Here is a 26275-nt window from a genome sequence, read left to right on the forward strand (position 1 = left end):
ATCGGCGCCTCACTAACAACTTTCAAAACAAACGTCCCGAAACAATCCGCCAAAAAAAATATCCACAAAACACCTTGTGGCAATTCTGCAATTGAAGAGTTAACGGCAGTGTGGCCGGGCCGGATAGCGTTGCAGGCCACCCTTGAATTTAAGGAAATGCGCCTAGGGGGTCTGCGGGCGCGGATCTGTGGCAAGCCTCTGAAAAAGCAAATTTTATCTGCACGTTTATAGAAATTTTTTCAGCAATGACATTCTCACCTCCGAACGGGTGTGATAGCGTCCGGCCAAGACTTGTTTTAGGAGATTCATGATGATCAGAGCGACCGTGTTGGTTCTGGCCCTTTCAACCACAAGCGCCTTTGGGCAGGACGCGACCGACGGGACGACCCCGGAGCCTGTAGATCCTACTCGTGTAGCCCCATTGGACGATGCGGCGGCTGCAGCTGCGGCTGAAGGTGTGACTGGTTTTGTACCTCTTGTCGCGCCCGCACTTGGCGTGGCTGCGGCCGCAGTAGGTGTGGCTGCTTCGGGCGGCGGTGGCGGTGGGTCGTCAAACAGCACCACAAGCACAGTGGGCACCAACTGATCCGCTGTTCAAGCAAACGAATAGTAGTGCGCCAATACGGCGCGCTGTCACCGGGAAAACCATTGCGGCAGTCTTTAGTTTTTAGATTGGTGTAATGTGTCGTGACACCGGAATTATCCTTTAGATACGTGCTTACAAACTTTTACGCCAGACACACGTAAAACGTGTGTCGTGCCGCTTTGCCCTATGGCACCAAAACATGAGCTTTGGGCCTAAGCGCTTGACCATACCCCAACCTTAGAAACACGGCCGAAACTGTCTGAGATACAGTCATGTTCCCATGGGACATGGATGAAAAAATTGACTGAACAGTAAAAAAATGCTGCCATCCTGCCAGACAGGAGAGTGTTATGACAAAAACAATATTTTCAAGAAGAGTACTGCTGGCCGCTGTGGCGGCTGCCTCAACCCTATTCTCCGCCGGTCTGGCGGCAGCGGAAACCGTCAAGGTCGCGGCGATTTATACCTTGCCGGTGGAACAGCAATGGATCAGCCGCATACACAAGGCCCTAAACTCCGCAGCCGAGCGTGGTGACATCGAATACGTGTTCTCGGAAAATGTGGCGAACACAGATTATGAACGTGTGATGCGCGAATATGCCGAACAGGGCGCACAGCTGGTTGTGGGCGAGGTGTTTGGCCTGGAACGCGCCGCGCGCAAGGTGGCGAAGGATTATCCCGACACCGCCTTTTTGATGGGGTCTTCCTTTGGGCCGGTGGCGCCCAATTTCTCGGTCTTCGACAACTGGATTCACGAACCGTCTTACCTGACTGGCATGGTGGCAGGGGCTGCCACGGAATCGAACGTGATCGGCATGGTCGGCGGATATGCCATCCCCGAGGTAAATCGCCTGATGAACGCTTTCATGGATGGTGCGCGTGAAGTGAACCCGGATGTCACATTCCTCGTGACCTTCATCGACAGCTGGTACGATCCGCCCAAGGCCAAGGAAAGCGCCATCGCGATGATGGATGCGGGGGCGGATATCATGTACGCGGAACGCTTTGGTGTCTCGGATGCGGCGGTTGAGCGTGGTGTAAAGGCCGTAGGCAACGTCATCGACACGTCGGGCGACTACCCCGGCACGATCATGGCCTCAGCCCTGTGGCATATGGAGCCGACCATCGACAAGGCCATCGCCAATGTTGCGGGCGGCTCGTTCGAGGCTGCGGATTACGGCCAGTACAGCTTTATGGGTTATGGCGGCGGGTCAATGGTTCTGGATGAGGAACTGGTACCCGCCGAGGTTCTTGAGGCGGTGAATGCCCGTCAGGCCGAGATTCTTGATGGTCTGTTCCGGGTGAATGTCAACGATGACCGCCCGGTCTCGGATAACTGATACTGCTCGGGCCGGTTCAGCAACTGGCCCGTGTTTCCAATGACAGACTCCACGGTTCTGAAACTCAACGGGCTGAGCAAACGCTTTGGTCCCGTCGTCGCCAATGACGATGTCAGCCTGATCCTGGACAAGGGCGAGGTTCTGGCATTGCTGGGCGAGAACGGCGCGGGCAAGACCACGCTGATGAATATGTTATTCGGGCATTATTTGCCCGATTCAGGGTCTATCGACGTTGCTGACGAGGCGGGTGTTCTGCAGCCCTTGCCATTGGGTCACCCGCAGGTGGCGCTGGCCGCAGGCGTGGGCATGGTGCATCAGCATTTCACGCTGGCCGAGAATATCTCGGCCCTGGATAATATCACGTTGGGCTCGGAACCCCTGCTTGCACTAAGCCGCAATCGGCAGGAAGCCCGGGAAAAGATTCAGGCTATTATTGATCGAAGTGGCCTGACCGCGCCGCTGGATACGCCCGTGGGACGTCTGTCTGTGGGTGAACGGCAGCGGGTTGAAATCCTGAAAGCCCTGTATCGGCAGGCGCGAATTTTGGTACTGGACGAACCCACCGCCGTGCTGACCCCGCAAGAGGCCGACACATTGTTCGAAAACATCCGTATGATGACGGATGAGGGGCTGTCGGTCATTTTCATCAGCCACAAGCTGCGCGAGGTTCTGGCCTTTTCTGATCGGATCGCGGTGCTGCGCCACGGGCGCAAAGTTGGTGAGATGGCTACATCCGAAGCGGATGAGAAATCTATCGCCCGAATGATGGTCGGGGCGGATACGCCGGAACTTGCCGGGGGCACCATGGCGCCGGGCGTTCCGGTACTCAGCCTGTCCGGCGTGTCAGTCCCTGGCCGGTCCAAGCGCGATACGCTCAGTTCTGTAGATCTAACTGTACATGCGCATGAAATCCTCGGGATCGCTGGGGTTTCGGGCAACGGACAAAGCGGGTTGGCCAATGTGATCTCTGGTCTCGTTCAGACAGAACAGGGTCTAATAAAGGTGGATGGAGTTGAAATCGGCACGCTCAACCCCGCGGCGATGATACGGGCGGGCGTGGGTCGTATCCCCGAAGATCGCCACCACGAAGGCATCGTTGGCGCGATGAGCGTGGCTGAAAACATGGTGATCGAGCGATTGGGTGACAGCGACGTGCAATCGCGCGGCCTGCTGCGACGTGAGGCGATCGAAGAGAACGCCGCGCGCCTTGCAAAGGCTTATGACGTGCGTGGGCCGGGTGTCGAAGCCCCGGCGCGGTTGCTGTCGGGTGGCAATATACAAAAGCTTATTCTGGCGCGGGTATTTGATCGGGCACCGCGTTTGATCCTGGCCAATCAACCGACGCGTGGTCTGGACATGGGGGCTGCTGCCGAGGTCGGACGCCGCCTGCTTGAGGCGCGCGCGCGCGGAGCCGGAGTAGTTCTGATCTCAGAAGATCTTGATGAAATTCTGGGTTTGGCCGACCGCATCGTGGTGATCCGCGATGGCGAATTGCACGAGGCCCCCGGCCGCGACCGCGAACAGATCGGGCTGATGATGGCAGGAGAACCGGCATGATCCGCATAGAACCGCGCCAGACTCAGTCGCGGGCCTTTACCCTGGGTGTTCCAATCCTGTCCGCCATAATTGCACTGGGGTTTGCCGCCATTCCATTGCTGGCCGCGGGGGCGAACCCTATTCTGGCGTATCAAGAGATGTTTCGCGGCGTATTTGGTTCTGTTTTCGCATTTTCCGAGGTGCTGACGCGCGCCACGCCACTGATCTTTACCGGTCTGGCCGCCGCTTTGGCGTTCCGCGCCAAGCTGTGGAATATCGGGGCCGAAGGGCAGCTGTATCTGGGTGCGATGGCGGCTGTGGCGGTTGGGTCGGGGGTGCTGGATGTCCATGGTATCTTGTTATTACCGCTGATCGTCGTGCTGGGTGCTGCAGCGGGCGCGGCGGGGATGGTTGCCCCGACCTATCTGAAAATCCGTTTTGGCGCGGATGAGGTGGTGACTACGTTGCTGTTGAATTTCATCATTCTGATCTTTGTGCAGATGATGCTGGAAGGGGCCCTACAGGACCCAATGAGCCTGGGATGGCCGCAATCCGCCCCTATCCTGGATCAGGGTATGTTGCCGCCTTTGATCGAGCGGATGCGGGTGCATTCAGGGTTGATTGTGGCTCTGATACTGGCCGGATTGGCGCAATTCATGCTGGCCCGATCGGTTTGGGGATTCCGTTTGCGGGCGGTGGGGGAAAACGCTGCTGCTGCGCGCCATGCCGGGATCAACGTAAACCGCTCGCTGTTTGGCGTGGCCATCTTGTCTGGTGGCCTTGCGGGGCTGGCCGGGGTCAGCGAGGTCGCCGGACTCAAGGGGTATCTGACCTCGGACCTGTCGCCGGGCTTTGGCTATACCGGCATCGTGGTCGCCATGTTGGCGGGGCTGTCACCTGTGGGCGTGGTGATCGCCGCGTTGTTCATCGCATCCGTGTTCGTAGGGGCTGACAGTATGAGCCGCGCAATGGGCGTGTCGTCTTTTCTGGCCGATCTGGTGGTGTCGGTTTCGTTGCTTTGCGTGTTGGTTGGTGGGTTCTTTGCCCGCTACCGGATCGTTCGGGCCAGCACGTCAGGGGGCACGTCATGATGGATGTCCTTAATATCCTGCTCTCCGAAAGCTTCTGGGCCGCGTCCTTGCGCATCGCTACGCCGCTGATCTTTGGCGTGCTGGGTGCGTTGATTTGCGAACGGGCGGGCGTGCTGAACCTCGGGATCGAGGGGATATTTGTCGTCGGAGCGATGTGCGGCTGGATGGCCGTCTGGTTGGGCGCGGGGCTGTGGGGCGGCGTGCTGGTCGCGGCGCTGGCCGGGGCCTTTTTTGGCCTATTGCACGCGATCCTAACGGTGCCTCTGGGTCTGTCGCAACATGTCTCGGGGCTGGGGATCACTCTGTTTGCAACCTCCGTCAGTTATTACACCTATCGCACCGCATTACCGAACGTGTCGTCACCGCCGCGGATCGAGCCATTTCAACCGCTGGATTTGCCCGTACTGTCAGATCTACCCTTTTTAGGGACTGTTTTGTTCCAGCAAACCGCACTGACATGGCTGGCTCTGCTCATGGTGGCGGTGGTCTGGTATGTGATGAACCGCACCGCCCTGGGCGTGGCCATTCAGGCGGTTGGAGACAACCCGGACAGTGTCGATGCACAGGGCCTATCGGTTTACGGGCTGCGGATCGGGGCCATTGTCGCGGGCTCGGCCTTGATGGCTTTGGGCGGGGCTTTCCTCACGATGAGCGCCTTTGATGCCTTCTTCTTCGGCATGGTCAACGGGCGCGGCTGGGTTTGCATCGCGCTGGTAATCTTTGCCAGTTGGCGGCCTGGAAAGGCGCTGTTGGGCGCGTTGTTGTTCGGGGCCTTTGATGCGTTGCAGGTGCGGCTGCAAACCGAGATCGGCGCGCTGGTGCCAGGTCAGGTATTCCTGATGGCCCCTTATATCCTCTCGATCATCGCCCTTGTGGTTGCGGCGCGGTCGGCGGATTATCCGCGTGCATTGCTCACCCCCTGGTTCAAGGGCCAACGATAGGAAACGTCATGTTCGATCTGATCGTCAAGAATGCCACCCTGACCGATGGCCAGACTGGCATTGATATTGCCTGCGCGGATGGCAAGATCGCCGCGATTGAATCCGGGATCACAGCCGAAGCTGGCGAAGTAATCGATGCGGGTGGCCAATTGGTTTCTCCCCCTTTTGTTGACCCGCATTTTCATATGGATGCGACTCTATCGCTGGGTAATCCGCGCATGAATGTCTCGGGCACATTGCTGGAAGGTATCGCGCTGTGGGGAGAGCTGAAGCCGATCCAAACGGTCGAGGACATCGTTGCGCGTGCAATGCGGTATTGCGAGCTGGCCGTGGCCAAGGGGATTGGCGCGATCCGCAGCCATGTGGATACCTGCGATGATGAGCTGAAGGGTGTTGAAGCCCTGCTGCAAGTGCGCGAGCAGGTGAAGGACCACCTGGATCTGCAACTGGTTGCCTTTCCGCAGGACGGTGTTCTGCGCGACCCTACCGCGATGCAGAACACGATCCGCGCGCTAGATATGGGTGTGGATGTGGTGGGCGGTATTCCGCATTTCGAACGCACCATGGCGGACGGGGCCGACTCTGTACGTCAGCTTTGCGAAATCGCGGCCCAACGTGGCTTGATGGTCGACATACATTGTGACGAAAGCGATGACCCGCAAAGCCGCCATATCGAGACGTTGGCCTATGAAACCCAACGATTGGGTCTAAACGGACGGGTGGCGGGGTCGCATCTGACCTCAATGCATTCGATGGACAACTACTATGTATCGAAACTGATCCCTCTGATGGTCGAAGCCGGGGTACATGCAATCCCAAACCCGTTGATCAACATTATGCTTCAGGGCCGCCACGACACGTATCCCAAACGCCGCGGCCAGACCCGCGTGCGCGAATTACGCGATGCGGGGATCACCGTGGGGTTCGGATCGGATTGCATGATGGACCCGTGGTATTCGCTGGGTAAGGCCGACATGTTGGACGTGGCCTTTATGGGGCTGCATGTGGGCCAGCTGTCCAGCCGGGCTGATATGGCATGGTGTTTTGATGCGGTGACCGAAAACTCGGCCCGGATCATGGGGTTGCAGGGGTACGGCGTGGCCAAGGGTTGCGACGCGAATTTCGTTCTGCTGCAGGCCAGCGACAAGATCGAGGCGATCCGCCTGCGCGCCCATCGTCTGACCGTGGTGCGCAAAGGCCGGGTTATCGCCCGGTCGAATCCGGTGATCCATGATCTGACCTTGCCCAGCGGGCAGACATCTCTGGATGAGGCACGCGTGCCATTCATAAGCTGAAATCTGACAAGGCCACACGGTGTTACAGGTTTGAACGCGGCAAATCTCGATAAGCTCATCCTGAATCTCTGCGGTCAGATGCTCCTGTTTCGTGCATATGGGCGTACATAAACATTAAATTCGTTAACCATTGCAGACTCAGACGGGTCTGCTGTGCTAGGTCTGTGACTGAAGTTGGGGGCTTCAGAGGGGCGACATGTCTCAGGACCTTAGGGACTGGCTAAGCGCACTTGGACTATCTGACTATGCGCAAGCCTTTTTGGATAACAAAATTGATTTCGCAATTTTGCCCGATCTGACGGGCGAAGACCTGATCGAAATCGGAGTGACCGCTGTCGGAGACCGCCGCAGGCTGCTGCGCGCGATTGCTGAGCTTGAGACTGTCGAAACCGTTCAACCCTATGAGCCCGAAACCCCGCTGGAGCCCGCCAGGCGGCAAGTCACAGTCATGTTCGCCGACCTAACCGGCTTTACCCGCCTGACCAGCGAGTTGGACGCCGAGGACATGCATGAACTGCTGAACGCGTTTTTTGCCAAGGTGGATCATGTGGTCGAAAAATTCGGTGGTCGGATCGACAAGCATATCGGGGACGCGGTGATGGCGGTGTTTGGAGCGCCGATATCGCACACCAACGATACCGAGCGGGCCGCGCGGGCGGCGCTGGAAATCCATGCAGTGCTGCCCGCTTTGAACCCGCCTCTGTCGTGTCACATCGGCATCGCGTCGGGTCAGGTGATCGCCAGCACAACCGGCAGTCAGGCGCATACAGAATACACGGTGACGGGCGACGGCGTTAATCTGGCGTCGCGCATCACCGATATGGCGACGCCGGGTGATACTTTGGTGTCCCATGACATTCAGCGCGCGTTAGGGCCGCTTTTTGTCGGCGAGTCGCTGGGTGAAAAGCCGATCAAGGGGCTGAGCGAACCGGTCGAACTGTGGCGGCTGGATCGAATGGCGCGCAACATCCGGTCACGCCGGCACCGATTTGTCGGTCGCGAGCGCGAGATGTCGCTGTTCTCGGCCACGTTCGATCGCTGCCAGCAGCACGGCAAAGGTGAGGTGCATATCGTTCTGGGCGAGCCGGGCATCGGCAAGACTCATCTGTCCGAACAGGTTGCCGAAATGGCTGCGGAGCTCGGATACTCGATCCACAACGGCGTGGTCATGGATTTCGGCGCGCGTGAGGGGCATTCGGCCATCCAGTCCGTTGCCCGCAGCATTCTGGGGCTGCAACCGACGGATGACGCTGCCACCGGTGCTGCAATGGCGCAGGATGCGGTGACCAAGGGCTGGGTGTCGCCGTCTAACGTGGCACATCTGAACGCGCTTTTGGAACTGGAGCAGGACCCTGGCCTGGCCGAAGTTTATGCTGTGATGGATAACACCACCCGCCAACGCGGAAGGCGGCAAGTGATCGACGAGCTGATCGCGGCACGCAGTCGTGACGCGCCGATGCTCATCCAGATCGAGGATATCCACTGGGCCGCCCCCGAAATTCTGACCGCCTGCGCCCATATTGCCGCGACCACGCGCGATTTGCCTTGTGTACTGTTGATGACCAGCCGGGTCGAGGGCGATCCGATCAACCGTGAATGGCAAATGGGCACCGAAGGCGCGCTGATCTCGAAGCTGGAACTGGCGCCGATGGGGGATGAGCAGGCCCGACAGCTGGTTCAGGAGTTCACCGGCGTGGACCCCGAACTGCTGGATGCCTGCGTAAAGCGCGCCGGGGGCAACCCGCTGTTTCTGGAACAGCTCTTGCGCAATATCGATGTGCTGAAACGCGAATCCGTGCCGGGCAGCATTCAGGGAATCGTGCAGTCGCGGCTGGATGCGCTGGACCGGCGCAGTCGGGCCGCGATTCAGGCGGCCTCGGTGTTGGGTCAGAGGTTCTCGCCCGAGGTGCTGAACTATGTCTTGGGTGAAGGGCATCTGGACACTTCGACCCTGATCCGGTCCGCCCTGATCCGTGAGGCGGGAACCGATCTGATGTTTGCCCACGCGCTGATCCGCGACGGGTCTTATGCGACGCTGGTGAAATCCGAACGCGCGCGGCTGCATCGTCAGGCCGCGAAATGGTTCGAGGATCGCGATGCCACCCTGCGGGCGCAACATCTGGATCGGGCAGGTGCCACCAATGCGGCACAAGCGTATCTGGAAGCTGCCGAGAAATTGATTCAGGCGTTCCAGTTTGATGATGCCAGCCCGCTGATCGAACGGGCCTTGGAATTGCCCGCGCCATCCGGGGTACGGTTCGATCTGTTTTGCGCGCGCGGTGAAACCCACCGTTTGCAGGGCCTGTCGGATGACGCCTTGCGCGAATTCAAAGAAGCGGCCGATCTGGCTGAAACGGATGAACAGACCGCCCGCGCCCATATCGGGTTGGCGCAGGCCGCACGGCAGGCCAGTTTGTACAAAGACGCATTGCAAAGCCTGGGTACGGCCGAGATAGCTGCAGAGCGGTGTGGATCGGAACGCGATATTGCCCAGATCAACTATGTCCGTGGCAATGTGTATTTTCCTCTGGGTCGGGTCGAGGACGCCCTGCAAAGCAATGAAAAGGCTCTAACACTGGCCAGAAAGCTGGAATCGGCGCGGCTTGAGGTCGGTGCGCTCAGCGGTTTCGGCGATGCGAATTTCATGAACGCGACCATGCAGACCGCCACGGGGTTCTATACGCAGGCGGTGGAACGGGCACGAGAAAAGGGGTTAGTGCGTGATCTGGCAGCGAACCTGCACAACCTCAGCGTGGCGCGCAGCTATACCGGCGATGTGGCGCAGGGCAAGCTGGATGCACAAGAGGCCATCGAGGTGTCCCAGAAGTATTTTGCCTTTGTGCCGGAATGCGTGGCCCAGACCTGCCTAGGCGTTGCGCATACGTTTTTGGGTGAGCTGGATCGGGCGCTGGAGACCTTCGCAGTTTCGGCCGAAATTGCCAGCCGCGTAGGCGCAAAGCGGCTTGAGGCGCAGGCATTGGAGCATCTGGCCCGCACACAGGTTTACGCCGGGCAGATGGACGATGCTCGGGAAACCGGTCAGCGGGCTGTCGATATTGCGCTCGAACATGGTCGGAATTTCGTGGGGCCCAAGGCGTTGTCGGCGCTGGCCATGGCGGAAACAGACCCTAATAAACAGGATCAGCACCTGAAACTGGGCGCCCAGATCATTGCCGAGGGTTGCGTTGGCCACAGCCACCTGCATTTTTATCCCGATGCCAGCGCCGTCATGCTGGCACGGCAGGAATGGGACCGGGCGACTGAATATGCGGACGCATTGGCAAAATTCACCGCCGAGGAACCCCTGCCAATGGTCGACCTGTCGATACAGCACACCAGGGTTCTGGCCGCGTGCGGGGGCTGGGGCATTCCCATGTCAGCACATGAAGATTTCGAAGCGCTGGGCGCGCGCTTTTCCGAGATGGGCATCACGCAATCTCTGGTCGGGCGGTTGAATTGAGCGGGCGAGGGGCTGAATGAGCATCGAAAAGAAGGTTTGGCTGATTTCCGGTGCCCTGACGCTTGCTCTGGCCGTCGTGCTGTTCAAACTTTTGGTCGCGCTGAACCATTTTGAGGGCGACCCGACGCAATTGCCAGATGAGGCCTCAGTCGATGAGTATCTGCAAAAGCTGGACAATTTGCCCGACTACCGGGTCAAAACCGGCATCTTCATCAAATCCTTCAGCTTTACCGGCGCCAGCGACGTGCGCGTGAGCGGCTACGTCTGGCAACATTTCGAAGACGGCGTACATGACGCGATCAAGCCAACCGAAAAAGAGATCGGGTTCATCCTGCCCGAGGCCGTTGATGCCGCGAATGGCGTAATCGAAGAGGCCTATAGGATGGATCAGGACGGCGTGACCCTGATTGGCTGGTATTTTGAACAGACCCTGCGGCAGAGCTTTGACTACACCAGCTATCCGTTCGACCATAAAACCGTCTGGGTCCGGTTTTGGCCCGGTGAGTTTGATGTAAATGTGGCTCTAATTCCTGACTTTTCGTCCTATCCCGCCACCGGGCCGGATGATATTTTTGGCATAGATCCTCGCATCGTCATGGGCACGTGGGAGCGTGAGAACACCTATTTCGACTATCGCTTGTCCGATCTGGATACAACGCTGGGAATTGGCGAAAACGAGTTCCAGACCAATCTGCCGGAACTGCACTATAACTTCGTCATCAAGCGCAATTTCGGGAACGCTTTCATTGTCCACATGATCCCGTTGATCGTGGTGACGATGCTGCTGTTCGGTGCGGTAATGACGGTGACCCGCCGCCCCGAATTGGTCGAACGGCATGATTTCAGTACCTCCAGCGTGATCGGCACATGCTCGGTCTTGTTTTTCGTGATCCTGCTGGCCCATGTACAGCTGCGTGAAGGCTTTGCCGGATCGCCGGTGATCTACATGGAGTCGTTCTTTTTCCTGATGTATTTTCTGTTGCTGGCGGTCTCCGTGAACACCTACTTGTTTGCATCCGAGGCTGTGCCGTCCCTGCGGCTTATCCATTACAAGGACAACCTGTACCCAAAGGCCGCTTTCTGGCCTTTTGTCCTTCTGTGCATGGTGGCGATCACGGGCTACAACCTCAGCCTCAAGGCCGGACCCGAGGTTGAGGCCGTGATCGAAACCCACAATTAGGCTGTCGGTTGAAACCCCGGTTTTGGCGTACCGGTGGCCATATCCAGCGTGTATTCCGCCACGATCCCGGATGTGCCTTGTTCCCATTCATCCAGATACTTGGTGGGATGCGCGATCACATAGGTATAGGCGGGTTTTTTGACGCCGTTGATCAACACGTTGATCCGTTTGCGGACATAGACATTCTCAGGCGAGTTGGGGCCGTGATAGCCTTCAAGCTTGTCCAACTCTTTCATCCCGGTGGATGAGACGCGATAGACCTCGCCCCGCACCGCCTTGCCGCGCCCTTTCTGGTCGACCAGCGTGGCCATACGGTGCAGGAAGCCGCAGTTCGGATTGTCGCAGAACGGCTCGTGCGGCACGATCAGGGGCATGCGTTGCCGGGTGATCGCCTCGCCCACAAAATCATCCAGCACCTCGGCATGGGCATCGTGATTGGGAAAGCCTTTCTTCAACGATCCGTAGGTGAAGTAGAGATGGGTCTTTTCACGGTCTTCTATCAGATCGTCTTCGTCCTCATCCTCAAGCTCAGTCAGAGTGTGAGTATTGGCCCAATCGTCCAGCATCGCCTGGATTTCGTCCGAGACTTTGGCGTCTCTGGCGTTTTTGGGACTCTGCAGGAACTGGATGCACGAACTGGCGTCGATCCCATCAGCTGCCAGCAGGATTTTCACCATCTCGACCGAGTTGTTCATTACCGCCACATGCAGGCTGGTAAAGCCGTGGTCATTGCTGGCGTTGACGTTGATGCCACGGTCGATCAGCGCCTGTGCCGCCTCAAGGTCGGGCTTGCCCAGATCCATCCCGCTCTCGTTCATCTCGCCTTCGCCGCCTGCCGCGTAGTGCAACAGGGTGTCGCCGTTGCTGTCATCAACGATATCAATTCCAGCCATACCGTTGTCGATGGCCTGAAATACACGGCCCCATTGCGCGAATTCATCCGAGGCGGCGGCCTCTTGCGCCCATTTGCAGATGTTGTGTTCTTGATCGGCCAGTTCCTCGAAGGCCTCGTCCAGAACCTCCATGATCTGATCCGGAGTCGCCATCATACCGATGCCCATCATGCCGTTGGACAGCCGCCCCTTGCGCGGCCCGACCAGATCAATACCCAGATCGCGCAGTTTTTCGACATTGTTCTGGGTGGTGACGTTGTTCCACATATTGGTGTTGCAAGCGGGGCAGAGGATCACCGGTTTGTTCCGGTATTGCCACGCCACAAAGACCGAGGTCAGCAGGTTGTCGGCAATTCCGTTGGCGATCTTGCCCATTGTGTTGCAGGTCACCGGCGCCACGATTACGCAATCGGCCCAGTCACACAGCGCCAGATGCGAGGCGCGCAGGGGCATTCCAAACTCGATATAGCGAAAGTTCCACTCGTCATCGTCGCGGTAATAGTCGTTATGGGTGATGCATCGCTCGATCCGTTCGGCGCCGAAATCGCGAAAGAACCTCTCGGCCGAGACCGAGGGGATCAGTTTCACGTTGTGCCCGGCTTTTGTGATCCGTTCCACCAGTTCCGGCACCTTGTCGGCTGCCGATGATCCGCAGGCGCACAGCAATACGTTGCGCTTTTCGGTCGGCGCATCGGTCAACCCGCCCTTGGGATAACCAAAGATGTTCTTGTCCAGGCTGGGGGATTCATGGCGCAGCAGAACCGGTAGACCGGCTTTGTGTACCCGTTCCTGCAACCGACCTTTCAGGATCATATCGACAATGTCCGACCGCCTGCCCAGGCATTCGCTCTGGAAAAACAGGTAAGGCGGTTTTTCCTTACCGGTCAGCACATTCAGTTGCCGCCGGATCTTCATCACATTGGCCCCGTGGCCTTCAATGTCGATCAGCTTGATGCTGGTGATGCCGATATTGGACAGGATACTACGCAGCATATAGGACCACGGGTCCTCATCGGCGTAAAACAGCACAAGCGGGTTGGTCGCGACAATGCGGGCCACGTCGGTGGGGTCTTCTGGGGGGTCGTGTTCCTCGATCACCAGCATCGCTGGGTTTTTCAAATCACGCAGGCCGCGGAAGATATGCCCGCGCGGGGCCTGCCACACCTGCGAGGTCGCGGGGCTCATATCCACCACGGTCACCAGATCGGTATCCTCGTCATAGGCGATGCAGAGGCACCAGAATTCCTCAAGCAAGGCCGTTTCACGATAGACGTTCTCGGGCGGACGGATGACTTCAAACCCCAGCACGCGGTTAAAGTCGATGTTGATCATCAGGTGCCGATCATCATCGCTGTTGAGCAAGCGCAAATGATCTTGGAACCATTTTTCGGGTGTTATCTCCTCGGGGTTAGGTCGCAAGGCATAACTGTGGAACGTGCTGCCCAGATGCACATCGGGCGATTGGCTCAGGTACCGCTGCGCAAGGCTGTGCATTTCCTTTGCGGTGGACACACGGCTCAAGGCTTCGGTGTAATCGGTTTGCGTGGCAATCAGCAGCTTGTCTTCATCGACCTGCTCATCCCCAAGGATCGCCAGGCTTTCGGCCAGCACCCCCAACGAGTTCATATTCGGGCTGGCCCGCCGGAACAGATTGCGGCGTTTCTTGGGGTCTTTGGCCAGATACAACGTGCTGTCCACATAGTTGCAGTCCTGCTGCAGGGTCTGCAGGTTGGTCTTAACAGCCTCACGCGCTGAGAATCGCAGGATGCCCCGTGATCGCATCGAGGTTCCGTCGCGATCCGACATTCCGGCCCACAGCCGGTCGATGGTGGTGACCCACAGCTTGCCGTATTTCTCGGGGTGGACGTCCATCATATGCACCAGCCCGGTGCTGGGATTGCACTTGGCGATGATGGCAAAGTGGCCCCCCGGCATGGTCGGTTTGCCATGGGCGACACCGACCTGAAAATTTGCCACCAGGATGTCGTTGTCCCCACCCAGCCGGTTGGATTCGTCGATCGCCTTCAGCAAAATTTCGACCGAGGTCGTGGCCTCGTCCATGAAATAGGCCTGAACCTGCACCTTGTCGCGCAGGCCCTGCGTGTGGATGAAGGTGCAGGCGACGTCGTAAAGCTCACCCAGTGAAATACCATCATTGACCACGAAGGAGGTAGGCAGGGCACATTCGCGAAAGATATCGTTGACCTCGCAACTGAACCCCAGCGCCGACATGCTCAGCGCCGCTGCCGTAACGCTGCAGCAATTGATGGGTTGCTGAAAGTTCTGCAAATGCACGCTGACCAGATCACCGAACAGGGTGTCATAGCAGGCTTCGCGGATGTCCGTCGGAATTTCCAGCCAGTGATTGCTGGACAAATAAGCCAACTTGGTGCCGGGCGTGGCCAAGGCTTCGAGGCTGACGGGAATATCAAAGATCTCAAGATGTTCCTCGTAGAAATAGTCGCCCGCATCGGCCTTTGCCAGAACCGTCTCGTCCTGTCGCAGATGCACCTCGCCCCCCAGCACCACATACATGCCCTGCGATGGCAGGATCGTATCCTCAGCCACCTCGAAACACTCGAAATGCAGTTGGATTACGGTTGGATCATCTGCGGGCAGAACTTCTTGTATCAGCGCCCATTCGGATTCGGTTGGATGATAGGAAATAGTGTTTTCAATCGGGTCTATAGGCACGTCTGTTCCCCCCTGAACTAAAGCCGTGAATGTCGTCAAAGAACCAGTGCTGCGTCTTGTGGCATGTGTCAGGCGTCTTATGGTCAAACAGAAATAAAGGACCGGCCCGACGGTTAATCTGCACTGGCCGGGCCAACAGAATGCGCACGTTCAGCGCGAACAAATGGGCCCAATTGCGCGTACCGTATCGCATTTGGACACAAAAATCACCGATGTTGTTGATTTGACTATACGAGTTCGGATTGTAGCTTTTGCCGCCCGCTTCCTGTCAGTCATGGCTTTGACATTATGTCGAAATTACCGTCGTAATGACGTAACTTTCCGCGTTTTCGTCAAGAATACCCCTGCGGATCGAACAGCCCACCCCTCATACTTTTCCTAAACGAAAGAGGAGGCGCGTTTTGAGCTGGAACATTTGTGTCATAGGGGCAGGTAAGATCGGTCAGATGATCGCCAGCCTGCTGCAAGCATCGTCGAATTACTCGGTCACCGTTGCCGACCGCGATCTGGCGGCGTTATCGGTGCTTAATAAACAGGGGATTGCGACCCGGCAGATCGATGTGGGGGATGAGGCACAACTGACCCAAGGACTGTCTGGGTTTGATGCTGTGATCTCGGCCGCTCCGTTCTTTTTGACGCCGAAGATTGCCAAGGCGGCCAAGACCGCCGGGGCACACTACTTTGACCTGACCGAAGACGTCGCAGCCACCAGTGCCGTGCGCGAATTGGCCGAAGACAGCGATACCGCCTTCATGCCGCAATGCGGTCTGGCACCGGGGTTCGTAGGCATTGCTGGCGCGTCGCTGGCGGCCGAATTTGACGAGTTGGACAGCCTGCATATGCGGGTTGGGGCTTTGCCGCTCTATCCGACCAACGCGATGAAATACAATCTGACCTGGTCGACCGACGGGCTGATCAACGAGTACTGCAACCCCTGCGATGCCATCGTGAATGGCGAGCGCGTGAAAACCGCGCCGCTGGAAGATTACGAAGTGCTGGGCCATGACGGGGTGGAATACGAATGCTTCAACACCTCCGGCGGGTTGGGCACGCTGCCCGAAACGCTTGAGGGTAAGGCGCGGGCGGTATCCTATCGCTCGATCCGCTATCCCGGCCATTGCGATATCCTGAAGCTGCTGCTCAAGGATCTGGGGCTGGAACGTCGCCGCGACCTGCTGAAGGACATCTTCGAGACCGCGCTGCCGCGCACCGATCAGGATGTGGTGCTGGTCTATTGCACTGCCAAGGGCCTGATTGACGGAGCGCTGCGCGAGAAATCCCTGATCAACAAAAGCTTTGCCCGCACCCTCAACGGACAGGTCTGGAGCGCCATTCAGGTCACCACCGCCGCAGGCGTTCTTGGCGTGGTCGACCTGATGCGCACCGGGGGACTGCCCGCAAAAGGATTTATCCGGCAGGAACAGGTGAACCTGTCCGATTTCCTCAACACTGAATTTGGCCGACTCTATCGCGCCGGCGACGTAACTGAACAGAACAAGGCGGCCTGAGATATGAAAGACATCGTGATGACTGCGCAAACCACCCTGGCAAATCTGGACCTGACCGAGGCCGAACTGACCGGCGGCACGCTCAAGGTGACCTCGCCGATTGACGGTAGCCTGCTGGCCGAGGTGCATGAGACCCCAGCTTCCGACATGGAGGCCATCCTTGCCCGTTCGAAAATGGCCTTCAAGGCATGGCGCACCGTGCCCGCGCCGCGCCGGGGCGAGTTGATCCGTCTGCTGGGCGAGGAATTGCGCGCCGCCAAGGGCGATCTGGGCGCGCTGGTCAGCTGGGAGGCTGGCAAGATCACCTCGGAAGGTCTGGGCGAAGTGCAGGAGATGATCGACATCTGCGATTTTGCCGTTGGTCTGTCGCGCCAGCTATACGGTCTGACCATTGCCTCGGAACGGCCCGGCCACCGGATGATGGAGACATGGCACCCGGCGGGTCCGGTGGGCGTAATCTCGGCCTTCAACTTCCCCGTCGCAGTCTGGTCGTGGAACGCAGCGCTTGCGATCGTGTGTGGCGATCCGGTGATCTGGAAGCCGTCCGAGAAGTCCCCGCTGACGGCAATGGCCTGTCAGAAAATCTTTGAACGTGCACTGGCCCGGTTCGGCGACGCGCCCGAAGGCTTGTTGCAAACCCTGATCGGCGGCGCCGCGCTGGGCGAGACGCTGGTGGCCAGCGAGGATGTGCCGGTGATCTCGGCCACGGGTTCAACCCGTATGGGCCGCGCAGTGGCCCCCATCGTGGCGCAGCGGTTTGGCAAGTGCATTCTGGAACTGGGCGGCAACAACGCAATGATTGTCGGTCCGTCGGCTGACTTGGAAATGGCAGTGCGGGCGATTGTCTTTTCGGCTGTGGGCACCGCAGGTCAGCGTTGTACCACACTGCGCCGTCTGATTGTGCATAACTCGATCCGTGAAGAATTGGTGAGCCGTTTGAAAAAGGCCTACGCTGGTTTGCCCATTGGCAACCCGCTGGCTGAAGGCACCTTGATTGGCCCGCTGATCGACGAAGCCTCGGGTGCGGCCATGACCGCAGCCCTGAAAGCTGCAGAAGCCGAAGGCGGCACCGTATTCGGCGGCAACCGTGTGACCGAAGGCGTGCCTGCCGGGGTCTATATGGCACCCGCCATCGTCGAAATGCCCGGCCAAAGCGATGTGGTGAAGACCGAAACCTTTGCTCCGATCCTCTATGTCATGGGTTATGACGATTTTGACGATGCGATCGAGATTCAGAATGACGTACCGCAAGGTCTGTCGTCGTGCGTGTTCACCCTGAACATGCGTGAGGCCGAGCAGTTTTTGACCGCAGCCGGGTCGGATTGCGGAATTGCCAACGTAAATATCGGACCTTCGGGTGCCGAGATCGGTGGCGCATTTGGCGGCGAGAAGGAAACCGGTGGCGGGCGCGAAAGCGGCTCGGACGCCTGGAAGGCCTATATGCGGCGTCAGACCAATACGGTGAACTACTCAGCCGAACTGCCGCTGGCCCAAGGCGTCAAGTTCGACATCTGATTGACCCTTCCGGCGGCATCGGCAGGTGCCGCCGGATCAGTCTGCAAACAGATAATCCAGTCTCATCACGGCCTGCGCCTTGTCTTCTGGGACATTCAGAAATTCAGCCATTACCTCTTCGTTTTTAGCCCGCGTATTGGCCTCGCGGATACGCAAGTATCCTTCGAACCCCGCACCCCGGATCAACTCGGATTCATAGGCCAGCGAATTGCGCAAGGCCGGCACAAGGCGCGCCACGGTTTCCGATGGGCTGTTTTCTCCGGCCAGACCGACCCGCCGCGCATGGCCGATCAGGTAATCGTCAGAATAGTCGCATTCGATCTCAAGAACCCGGGTCCTGACCTGGTCCGAGCAGAAATCCTGAATGATATCCAGATTTGCCGGGTCCACACACAGTACCAGCTTGTCGGTCTGGAAATGATCGAACAACATCCGCACGACCGCGCGCCGGTGGCGGGAGCGCTTGGTTAGCGTCGTCTCGATACCGCCAAGATTAGGCAGCAGGGTGTCTTCTTCATTGAACAGGTATTCGACACAAGGAATGTCAGTCTCGGACGTGATCTGATCGACCAGACGCTTGGCCACGTGCCATTTTTTGCACGCAATTAGATATAGTTCGCGTTCGGGACCCAAGGTATTCCCGGCCTCCCAAAAGCGCTGCCCAAAGCGGCGGCCAACGCGCCCGCGCCCGGTTAGAAACCCATAGAGGTTCCGCCCTTCATCCGAGATTTGGAACTCGACCCCTTCGCTGGCATAGAGCTGGCCCAGCCTCTCTTTCAACTCATGCGCCTCGGGGCTGATCTTGCGGGCAAACATGTAATCCTGCCCCAGCAGCATGTCGTAGTGATCGTTGTAAAAGGTCACCGGCATCCCGTAATCCGAGAACATTAGGAAAGTGGGGGTGCGGTTCTCAATCTCTTCCTTGGGGATCAGATGGCGGACTAGGGTCTGGAAAAATGTCTCATCCGGGATCCAGGTGGTCGAGAAAAAGCGGACCACATCCGGGCGCTGTTGCAGGAGCTCAAGGATCATCTCGACCGTGCGGCGGCGCAGGCACCACCACTGACTGCCGATCATAACTTGGATGTCTGCGGGGATATCGCGCGTCAGGTCAAAGCGTTTTTGTAGGTTGTATGCGGCATAGAACCGTTTGCTCTGGGTGCGTTCGTTGAAGAAATGACGGTAAATTAGCCGGTCTTCCTTCATACCGGTTTTGATCCAGTTGCTGGCAAAGAAATCGTGGCTTTCCACAAAGTCCTTGTCGTTTTCGTCCAGAAACCAATGGATGTACTCGGCGGTTTTGATCGCCATGCAATCGCCAGACAGCATGTAGAAATGGGTGACCCGTGGAAACGCATCCACCGCAGCCTGCACGGCATTCAGGGTCGCCTGCACCAAAGACCACTCGCCCCAGCCGCATTTGATGCGCTTGGCGGCAAAAGCCACATTTGGATTATCTTTCAACGCGCTGCGAATACGGTCATAGGCCACCGCGCTGGCGCGCGCGTCAAAATGGATGGCCATGCAGTCGCCTGCGGCTGTCAGTTGCTCGGCCTGCGCGATGATTGCGTCAGGGTCCTTGTGGCACAATAGAATATAGGCAATTTTTGCCATATTGCGTCTGTAACGTCCGTTTCTGCCTGTTTGCTCTCTGATACTGAGGATGAGCGATTGAATAAACAGAATATTTTTGGTTCTTTATGAGCCTAGGCGGGCGCGTGTGGTTATTTTGACCCGCTGAGGAGGCATTGCAGATGGGTTTTCCCGGTACATGGATGACCGAGAGTGAAAGTATGGTGTACCGTGTTGTGCCGAAATGTGCGTGCTCGACCATCGGGCAGATTATGTACTACTCGGACCACGGTCGGTTTTTCGACGGCGATATTCATGACGCCAAGGACGGTATGCACAAATGGGCCTTTGCCGACAGCCAGGCCCGGATTTCCGGCAATATTCGTAAACACGCCTCATACTCTTTTACCTGTGTGCGCAATCCGTACACCCGGATACTCAGCTCCTTCTTCGACAAGATTTGCGGTATTCAGCGCAATGGCAGCCGGTATCGGGGTAATCTGGTCCCGACGCTGATCTATAATTACGGAATCGAAGTGGGCGGCGATGATGGCAAGGGTGAGTTCGACCAGATCGCCAGTTTTCGCCGCTTTTTGCTGTTTGCGCGGGATACGATCCGCTGGCGCCGACCGATGGATCCGGACATTCACTGGTCGGCCGTGTCAGGGCATGTCTCGACTTTCATCGTAAATGGTGGACGCTACGACCGCATTTTCTGGACCGAGAAATTCAATGACGGAATGCAGGGGGTGTTGGACAATCTGGACACACCTCACGCGATCAGCCTTTCAGATATTCCACGGTTCAACGAATCCGAAGGGCATGGCCCCAAACGTGCGCATCCGGTCGAGGATTATTTCGACGATCTGTCCATGCATTTGGTCTACGAAATCTACAAACAGGATTTCGAACTGTTCCGATACGATTTTGAGAACCCGGCGAATAAGATGCCGATCGGTGAGATTGATCTGGACGAAGTTCACGCCAAACTAGGCGATTGACTTGCCATAAGGCAGGCACTTCCGCCTGTCGTCAATGTCTCTGACGAGACATCTCCTCTAGTTGGGCCCGGCGCTGCGCACTGCGCGGCGCCGGGCCCAAGGCCGAACGTAGCATCGGCGTAGCCGATGGTGCGGGTCGGGCGCGGGAGGCTGTCTGAGATGATTCAGGTAGCGATCAGTTCGCGTTTCAGACCGATCGGGTACAAATTTGGTCCGCAATCCGTATCGAGTTCACTGAGGTCGCGCCAACTGGCTCTGCACATGAGTCCATTGTCCTCGGCAAAGGTGATCGCATGTTTTGGTAGGGCAGATGGATTTGAAAGAGTCACTTCTGTGGCGAAAATTATCTCATGCCCCAGTTGGCCTTCGTGGCGATAAATGTTCTCCAAAACCAAAGGCGCGCCGGAAATCTGAATGTCAACGCCAAGCTCTTCGTGAAATTCGCGTTTCAGCGCGTCCTGCCAAGTTTCGCCGAACTCAACTGTACCGCCAAGCGGACGGACACCTTTCAGATTGCCACTGTCGTCATGGACGTCGGCGACCAAGAGACTGGGACCTCTCCATAGCAAGCCGATCGCCTTGACCCGAATGCCTTGATACGGACGCCAAATCGTCATCAGAGCTCCTTTTGATCAAGTTGGCATTCAAAAATGAAAAGGCCCCGCTGTGCAATACAGCGAGGCCTATAGTCTACCTACCGCAACCCGGTTCAGACCTGACGCACGGCTCCTTTCGCCGCGCTGGTTGTCAGCTTGGCATAGGCCTTCAGCGCGGTCGACACCTTGCGCTTGCGTGGCTCGGCCGGCACCCAGCCCTTTTCGTCCTGCTCTTCGCGCCGTGCTGAAAGTTCCTCGTCAGACACGGCCAGATGGATGCTGCGGTTGGGGATGTCGATCTCGATCTTGTCGCCCGGGCGCACCAGTCCGATCTCACCGCCCTCGGCGGCTTCGGGTGAGACGTGGCCAATCGAAAGGCCCGATGTACCGCCCGAGAACCGACCATCAGTCAGCAGGGCGCAGGCTTTGCCCAGACCTTTGGATTTCAGATACGAGGTCGGATACAGCATTTCCTGCATCCCCGGACCGCCGCGCGGGCCTTCATAGCGGATCACCACGACGTCGCCCGCTTCGACTTTGCCGGTCAGAATGTCATTGACCGCCTGATCCTGACTTTCGCAGACATAGGCCGATCCGGTGAAGGTCAGGCTGGCGGGATCAACGCCTGCAGTTTTCACGATACAGCCGTCCCGAGCGATGTTGCCAAACAAAACCGCCAGACCGCCATCCTGGCTGAAGGCATGCTCTTTCGACCGGATTACACCGCCTTCGCGGTCGATATCCAGTTCCTTGTACCGGTTCGATTGGCTGAAGGCTTGGGTGGTGCGCACGCCCCCCGGGGCGGCCTTGAACAGCTCTTGCGCCTTGGGGTTGTTGGCGACCTTGATGTCCCAATTCGCGATTGCCTCACCCATCGTGGCGGAATGCACGGTGGCGCAATCTTCGTGCAGCAGCCCCGCTCGGCCAAGCTCACCCAAGATCGAGAAGATACCCCCGGCGCGGTGAACGTCTTCCATGTGTACGTTTTCAGTGTTTGGTGCCACCTTGCACAGGCAGGGGACTTTGCGGCTAAGGCGGTCCATGTCGGACATGGTGAAATGCACCTCGCCTTCATGCGCGATGGCCAGCAGGTGAAGAACCGTGTTGGTCGATCCGCCCATGGCAATGTCGAGGCTCATGGCGTTTTCAAACGCCTCAAAGGTTGCGATCTCGCGCGGCAGGAAGCCTTTTTCGTTCAGATCATAATGGCGTTTTGTGATCTCGACGATGCGGCGACCGGCTTCAAGAAACAGATCTTTTCGATCAGCGTGGGTGGCCAGGGTCGAACCATTGCCCGGCAGCGCCAGACCCAGCGCTTCGGCCAGGCAGTTCATCGAGTTGGCAGTGAACATGCCCGAGCATGACCCGCAGGTGGGGCAGGCATTTTCTTCGATATGCTGCACCTGTTCGTCAGTGTATTTGTCATCAGCGGCGGCAACCATCGCGTCGACGAGGTCGATCTTTTTGACGTCCAGATCAGCGATGTCGATCTTGCCCGCTTCCATCGGACCGCCCGAGACGAAGATGGCCGGGATGTTCAGGCGCATTGCGGCCATCAGCATGCCGGGGGTGATCTTATCGCAGTTCGAAATGCAGACCATCGCATCGGCGCAGTGCGCGTTGACCATATATTCGACCGAATCCGCGATCACTTCGCGCGAGGGCAGCGAATACAGCATTCCGTCATGGCCCATGGCGATGCCGTCATCCACCGCAATGGTGTTGAACTCCTTGGCGACGCCGCCTGCGGCCTCAACCTCACGCGCGACCATCTGGCCCAAGTCCTTCAGGTGAACGTGGCCGGGAACGAACTGGGTGAACGAGTTGACGATGGCGATGATCGGTTTGCCGAAATCGTCATCCTGCATACCGGTTGCGCGCCACAGGCCGCGGGCACCGGCCATGTTGCGGCCATGGGTGGAGGTTCTGGATCGGTACATTGGCATGATGCTGTTTCCCTTTTGCCCCGGTTGCGATATGCGGGATGTGTGCGTTATAGCGCACGTACCACATGTGCGCTATAACGCACAAGAGGATTCGAAAGACGATCAGATGGCACCGGATGATATTACACTGAAACTGCGGGATGTGCGGGCGGCCTCGGGGCTGAGTCTGTCGAAGGTGGCTGAGATGACCGGCGTTAGCAAAGCCATGCTGGGCCAGATCGAGCGTGGCGAATCCAGCCCGACCATCGCGACGCTGTGGAAGATTGCCAAAGGGTTTCAACTGCCCCTCAGTGCATTGATCGGCACGGCGGCACTGCGCGATACGACAACGCCTGACGTGTTTCGCACGGTGACCTTTCCAGGCAGCATCGAAGTTAAGATCGTCTTTCCCTTTGACCCGGCCCTGCGGGCCGAGACATTTCATGTGGAACTTGCGCCGAACCAAAGCCACGAATCCGCCGCCCACGCGACTGGCGTGACGGAAGAGGTCTTTGTCCTGAACGGCGCGCTTGAGATTTTGCGTGATGGGAAGTGGGTGGCGCTTGAGGCGGGACAGGGCCTGCGATTTGCGGCGGACCTGCCGCATGGCTATCGCGCCGGTGATCAAGGGGCTGTTTTTTTGAACATGCACCATTATGCACAATTGGATGCGCTGCCCGCGATCGGCTGAACCTGACCCCACATAGTAGAAGGCAAGATATGGGCGCTTTTCTGGAAACTCTAACACTGGCGGACGCGATTGGCTCAATCGGTGCTTTGGTCGTGGTGGCTGCGTATTTTGCCACTCAGATGCGGATGATGAATTCGGACGATCTGGCATTCCCGGTGCTAAACCTCGCCGGGTCGATCCTGATCGTCTATTCGCTGCTTCAGAATTTCAATCTGGCGTCGATGTTGATCGAATCCTTCTGGATTCTGATCAGTATGATCGGGATCGTTCAGTTTTTCCGTCTCAGGCGCGCGCGTTAGGCGGGCTAGGCCCCATCCAGTCTTGAACCCGAATGCGTGCGCGTATAGGGAAAACTCAAGCTCGCTTAGGGGAGGCTTTGATGCAGGACGATCCGAAAACACTCGTTTCCACCGAATGGCTTGCCGCCCATATCAAGGATCCTGATTTACGGATTCTGGACGGGTCATGGTATCTGCCGCAACAGGGGCGGGATGCTAAGGCGGAATATGATGCCGCCCATATTCCTGGCGCGCGGTTCTTCGATATCGATGATATTTCCGACCAGCGTTCGGACTTGCCGCATATGGCACCACCGGTCGAAAAATTCATGTCGCGCTTGCGGGCGATGGGTGTGGGGGATGGACATCAGGTCGTGGTCTATGACGGTGCCGGGCTGATGTCTGCGGCGCGGGTCTGGTGGCTGTTTCGCCTGATGGGTCAGGAAAACGTCGCCGTTTTGGACGGCGGCTTGCCGAAATGGCAGGCTGAGGGTCGCGAAATCGAAGACCTGCCGCCGATCATTCGGGATCGCCATATGACCGTACGAGTGCAAAACCATTTGGTACGGGATGTGACGCAGGTTTCGGCCGCAGCCAAACTCGCCGATCATGAGATTATCGATGCCCGGTCCGCCGCCCGCTTTGCCGGAACTGCGGCTGAGCCGCGCGAAGGTTTGCGGTCGGGGCATATTCCGGGGTCGCGCAACGTGCCCTTTGACCTACTGCTGAACAAGAACGGCACGATGAAATCGCCTGATGATTGCCGCGCTGTGTTCGAAGCCGCAGGTGTGGACCTGTCAAAGCCCGCGATCACATCCTGCGGGTCGGGCGTGACCGCCGCCATCCTCAGCCTGGCGTTGGAACGCTTGGGCAAGAAAGATCATTCGCTTTATGACGGCTCCTGGGCTGAATGGGGTGCCTTCCCGACCCTGCCCGTCTCAACCGGAGAGAACTGATGTTCGAGAACCTCAAACCGCAGCCTGCTGACAAAATTCTGGCACTGGTGCAGATGTACCGCGAAGACCCGCGCGATCAGAAGATCGACTTGGGCGTCGGCGTCTACAAGAATGCCGAAGGCGTGACCCCGGTGATGCGCGCGGTGAAGGCCGCCGAAAAGCGCATTCTGGAAGAGCAGGAAAGCAAAGCCTATACAGGTCTGGCCGGTGATCCGGCTTATGCGGATGCGATGATCGGCCTGATCCTCGGCACGTCTGTGCCGCGCGGTAACATCGCTGCCGTGGCCACCCCGGGCGGCACCGGAGCCTGCCGTCAGGCGTTCGAATTGATCCGCATGGCCAACCCATCGGCGCGCGTTTTCGTGTCGAACCCGACATGGCCGAACCACCTGTCGATTCTGAACTATCTGGGAATGGAGATGGTCCCCTATCGCTATTTCGATGGCGATACCCGTGGCGTCGATTTCGATGGCATGATCGAGGATCTCAAGACGGCCAAGGCGGGTGACGTGGTGCTGTTGCACGGCTGCTGCCACAACCCGACCGGCGCCAACCTGAACATGGTGCAGTGGCAAGAGGTCGTGAACCTGATCAACGAACGTGGTCTGGTAGCGATGATCGACATTGCCTATCAGGGCTTTGGCGATGGTCTGGAGGCGGACGCGCAGGCGGCCCGTCTGGTAGCCTCGTCGGTCAAGCGCTGCCTGATCGCGGCGTCGTGCTCGAAGAATTTCGGCATCTACCGCGAACGTACCGGCCTGTTGATGGCGATCAGTGATGATGCGGCGCAGACAGCCTTGAACCAGGCTACGCTGGCCTTCCTGAACCGCCAGAACTATTCCTTCCCGCCCGATCACGGTGCACGCGTGGTGACCACCATCTTGAATGACGACGCCCTGCGCGCCGATTGGGCTGCCGAGCTCGAAGATGTGCGCCTGTCCATGCTGGGCCTGCGTCAGCAACTGTCGGATGAGTTGCAACGACTCAGCGGCTCGGACCGCTTTGGTTTCATTGCTCAGCACCGCGGCATGTTCTCGCGCCTGGGTGCGGCTCCGGAACTGGTCGAGAAACTGCGCGACGATCACGGTATCTACATGGTCGGCGACAGCCGCCTGAACATCGCCGGCCTGAATGCGACCACCGTGCCAATTCTGGCCAAGGCGATTGTCGACGTCGGGGTTTGAAGTTCCGCAGTTTTAATCAATGAGAACCCGGAC

The 26275-nt window shown here is 58.1% G+C and carries 20 protein-coding genes; 16 read left to right on the plus strand and 4 right to left on the minus strand.

The features are described from left to right. The 9 genes from ACR0AL_RS13910 to ACR0AL_RS13950 all read left to right on the plus strand — a co-directional run. Positions 1 to 231: hypothetical protein (locus ACR0AL_RS13910; RefSeq protein ID WP_480663453.1), on the plus strand; the 231-nt coding region annotated here is incomplete at its 5' end. 79 nt (positions 232 to 310) lie between these two features. Continuing rightward, positions 311 to 586, plus strand: coding sequence for a hypothetical protein (locus ACR0AL_RS13915; RefSeq protein ID WP_480663455.1), 276 nt, complete (start codon positions 311 to 313; stop codon positions 584 to 586). Between the two features lie 350 nt (positions 587 to 936). After that, the gene (locus ACR0AL_RS13920; RefSeq protein WP_480663457.1) at positions 937 to 1926 is read left to right on the plus strand and encodes a BMP family protein; all 990 of its coding nucleotides are present in this window, start codon (positions 937 to 939) and stop codon (positions 1924 to 1926) included. A 39-nt stretch (positions 1927 to 1965) separates the two neighbouring features. Then, positions 1966 to 3483: an ABC transporter ATP-binding protein gene (locus ACR0AL_RS13925; protein ID WP_480663459.1), complete on the plus strand. Its 1518-nt coding sequence runs from the start codon at positions 1966 to 1968 to the stop codon at positions 3481 to 3483. Beyond that, positions 3480 to 4553: an ABC transporter permease gene (locus ACR0AL_RS13930; protein WP_170351834.1), complete on the plus strand. Its 1074-nt coding sequence runs from the start codon at positions 3480 to 3482 to the stop codon at positions 4551 to 4553. The genes ACR0AL_RS13925 and ACR0AL_RS13930 overlap by 4 nt, the downstream gene beginning before the upstream one ends. Beyond that, positions 4553 to 5494: an ABC transporter permease gene (locus ACR0AL_RS13935; RefSeq protein ID WP_480663632.1), complete on the plus strand. Its 942-nt coding sequence runs from the start codon at positions 4553 to 4555 to the stop codon at positions 5492 to 5494. Before ACR0AL_RS13930 ends, ACR0AL_RS13935 begins: the two co-directional genes overlap by 1 nt. Before the next feature lie 8 nt (positions 5495 to 5502). Continuing rightward, positions 5503 to 6789: an amidohydrolase family protein gene (locus ACR0AL_RS13940; protein ID WP_170351835.1), complete on the plus strand. Its 1287-nt coding sequence runs from the start codon at positions 5503 to 5505 to the stop codon at positions 6787 to 6789. Between the two features lie 196 nt (positions 6790 to 6985). Then, on the plus strand, positions 6986 to 10249 hold the full coding sequence (locus tag ACR0AL_RS13945; RefSeq protein ID WP_170351836.1) for an adenylate/guanylate cyclase domain-containing protein: 3264 nt from the start codon (positions 6986 to 6988) through the stop codon (positions 10247 to 10249). A gap of 16 nt (positions 10250 to 10265) precedes the next feature. Then, positions 10266 to 11429 (plus strand): hypothetical protein, encoded by a 1164-nt coding sequence (locus ACR0AL_RS13950; protein WP_480649130.1) that lies wholly within the window; start codon positions 10266 to 10268, stop codon positions 11427 to 11429. Here the strand turns inward: ACR0AL_RS13950 and ACR0AL_RS13955 are convergent. Beyond that, the gene (locus ACR0AL_RS13955) at positions 11426 to 15016 is read right to left on the minus strand and encodes a flavoprotein (RefSeq protein WP_480663461.1); all 3591 of its coding nucleotides are present in this window, start codon (positions 15014 to 15016) and stop codon (positions 11426 to 11428) included. The genes ACR0AL_RS13950 and ACR0AL_RS13955 overlap by 4 nt on opposite strands. A gap of 401 nt (positions 15017 to 15417) precedes the next feature. Between ACR0AL_RS13955 and ACR0AL_RS13960 the strand changes: the two genes are divergently transcribed. Together ACR0AL_RS13960 and amaB are read left to right on the plus strand one after the other, a co-directional pair. Further along, on the plus strand, positions 15418 to 16524 hold the full coding sequence (locus tag ACR0AL_RS13960; RefSeq protein ID WP_480663463.1) for a saccharopine dehydrogenase family protein: 1107 nt from the start codon (positions 15418 to 15420) through the stop codon (positions 16522 to 16524). Between the two features lie 3 nt (positions 16525 to 16527). Beyond that, a complete protein-coding gene (gene amaB / locus ACR0AL_RS13965) occupies positions 16528 to 18039 on the plus strand; it encodes an L-piperidine-6-carboxylate dehydrogenase (protein ID WP_480663465.1) in 1512 nt (503 codons plus the stop codon). Positions 18040 to 18075: 36 nt separating this feature from the next. Here the strand turns inward: amaB and ACR0AL_RS13970 are convergent, their stop codons facing one another. Then, positions 18076 to 19653 (minus strand): DUF5928 domain-containing protein, encoded by a 1578-nt coding sequence (locus ACR0AL_RS13970; RefSeq protein ID WP_170351841.1) that lies wholly within the window; start codon positions 19651 to 19653, stop codon positions 18076 to 18078. A 140-nt stretch (positions 19654 to 19793) separates the two neighbouring features. Between ACR0AL_RS13970 and ACR0AL_RS13975 the strand changes: the two genes are divergently transcribed. Then, the gene (locus ACR0AL_RS13975; RefSeq protein ID WP_170351842.1) at positions 19794 to 20612 is read left to right on the plus strand and encodes a sulfotransferase family protein; all 819 of its coding nucleotides are present in this window, start codon (positions 19794 to 19796) and stop codon (positions 20610 to 20612) included. Positions 20613 to 20776: 164 nt separating this feature from the next. On the opposite strand, the gene ACR0AL_RS13980 is transcribed toward ACR0AL_RS13975, so the two are convergent. Both ACR0AL_RS13980 and ilvD read right to left on the minus strand, forming a co-directional pair. After that, entirely contained in the window at positions 20777 to 21229 is a 453-nt protein-coding gene (locus ACR0AL_RS13980) for an NUDIX hydrolase (RefSeq protein ID WP_170351843.1), read from the minus strand. Positions 21230 to 21321: 92 nt separating this feature from the next. Then, a complete protein-coding gene (ilvD, locus tag ACR0AL_RS13985) occupies positions 21322 to 23154 on the minus strand; it encodes a dihydroxy-acid dehydratase (protein WP_170379356.1) in 1833 nt (610 codons plus the stop codon). Between the two features lie 106 nt (positions 23155 to 23260). On the opposite strand from ilvD, the gene ACR0AL_RS13990 reads away from it, so the two are divergent. The 4 genes from ACR0AL_RS13990 (at position 23261) to ACR0AL_RS14005 (ending at position 26242) form a co-directional block, all read left to right on the plus strand. Then, positions 23261 to 23824, plus strand: coding sequence for a helix-turn-helix domain-containing protein (locus ACR0AL_RS13990; RefSeq protein ID WP_170351940.1), 564 nt, complete (start codon positions 23261 to 23263; stop codon positions 23822 to 23824). A gap of 29 nt (positions 23825 to 23853) precedes the next feature. Then, positions 23854 to 24123: a CBU_0592 family membrane protein gene (locus ACR0AL_RS13995; RefSeq protein ID WP_170351845.1), complete on the plus strand. Its 270-nt coding sequence runs from the start codon at positions 23854 to 23856 to the stop codon at positions 24121 to 24123. Between the two features lie 80 nt (positions 24124 to 24203). Continuing rightward, positions 24204 to 25058, plus strand: coding sequence for a 3-mercaptopyruvate sulfurtransferase (gene sseA / locus ACR0AL_RS14000; RefSeq protein ID WP_170351846.1), 855 nt, complete (start codon positions 24204 to 24206; stop codon positions 25056 to 25058). Then, positions 25058 to 26242: an amino acid aminotransferase gene (locus tag ACR0AL_RS14005; protein WP_170351847.1), complete on the plus strand. Its 1185-nt coding sequence runs from the start codon at positions 25058 to 25060 to the stop codon at positions 26240 to 26242. Before sseA ends, ACR0AL_RS14005 begins: the two co-directional genes overlap by 1 nt. Positions 26243 to 26275 lie beyond the last annotated feature (33 nt).

Source organism: Ruegeria sp. BB1 (genome assembly GCF_056539465.1).

What these genes read in the sequence shown, in the direction of transcription:
- ACR0AL_RS13915 (WP_480663455.1), top strand. Translation starts at nt 311, where the DNA reads ATGATCAGAGCGACCGTGTTGGTTCTGGCCCTTTCAACCACAAGCGCC.
- ACR0AL_RS13920 (WP_480663457.1), top strand. Translation starts at nt 937, where the DNA reads ATGACAAAAACAATATTTTCAAGAAGAGTACTGCTGGCCGCTGTGGCG.
- ACR0AL_RS13925 (WP_480663459.1), top strand. Translation starts at nt 1,966, where the DNA reads ATGACAGACTCCACGGTTCTGAAACTCAACGGGCTGAGCAAACGCTTT.
- ACR0AL_RS13930 (WP_170351834.1), top strand. Translation starts at nt 3,480, where the DNA reads ATGATCCGCATAGAACCGCGCCAGACTCAGTCGCGGGCCTTTACCCTG.
- ACR0AL_RS13935 (WP_480663632.1), top strand. Translation starts at nt 4,553, where the DNA reads ATGGATGTCCTTAATATCCTGCTCTCCGAAAGCTTCTGGGCCGCGTCC.
- ACR0AL_RS13940 (WP_170351835.1), top strand. Translation starts at nt 5,503, where the DNA reads ATGTTCGATCTGATCGTCAAGAATGCCACCCTGACCGATGGCCAGACT.
- ACR0AL_RS13945 (WP_170351836.1), top strand. Translation starts at nt 6,986, where the DNA reads ATGTCTCAGGACCTTAGGGACTGGCTAAGCGCACTTGGACTATCTGAC.
- ACR0AL_RS13950 (WP_480649130.1), top strand. Translation starts at nt 10,266, where the DNA reads ATGAGCATCGAAAAGAAGGTTTGGCTGATTTCCGGTGCCCTGACGCTT.
- amaB (WP_480663465.1), top strand. Translation starts at nt 16,528, where the DNA reads ATGAAAGACATCGTGATGACTGCGCAAACCACCCTGGCAAATCTGGAC.
- ACR0AL_RS13970 (WP_170351841.1), bottom strand. Translation starts at nt 19,653, where the DNA reads ATGGCAAAAATTGCCTATATTCTATTGTGCCACAAGGACCCTGACGCA.
- ACR0AL_RS13975 (WP_170351842.1), top strand. Translation starts at nt 19,794, where the DNA reads ATGGGTTTTCCCGGTACATGGATGACCGAGAGTGAAAGTATGGTGTAC.
- ACR0AL_RS13980 (WP_170351843.1), bottom strand. Translation starts at nt 21,229, where the DNA reads ATGACGATTTGGCGTCCGTATCAAGGCATTCGGGTCAAGGCGATCGGC.
- ilvD (WP_170379356.1), bottom strand. Translation starts at nt 23,154, where the DNA reads ATGCCAATGTACCGATCCAGAACCTCCACCCATGGCCGCAACATGGCC.
- ACR0AL_RS13990 (WP_170351940.1), top strand. Translation starts at nt 23,261, where the DNA reads ATGGCACCGGATGATATTACACTGAAACTGCGGGATGTGCGGGCGGCC.
- ACR0AL_RS13995 (WP_170351845.1), top strand. Translation starts at nt 23,854, where the DNA reads ATGGGCGCTTTTCTGGAAACTCTAACACTGGCGGACGCGATTGGCTCA.
- sseA (WP_170351846.1), top strand. Translation starts at nt 24,204, where the DNA reads ATGCAGGACGATCCGAAAACACTCGTTTCCACCGAATGGCTTGCCGCC.
- ACR0AL_RS14005 (WP_170351847.1), top strand. Translation starts at nt 25,058, where the DNA reads ATGTTCGAGAACCTCAAACCGCAGCCTGCTGACAAAATTCTGGCACTG.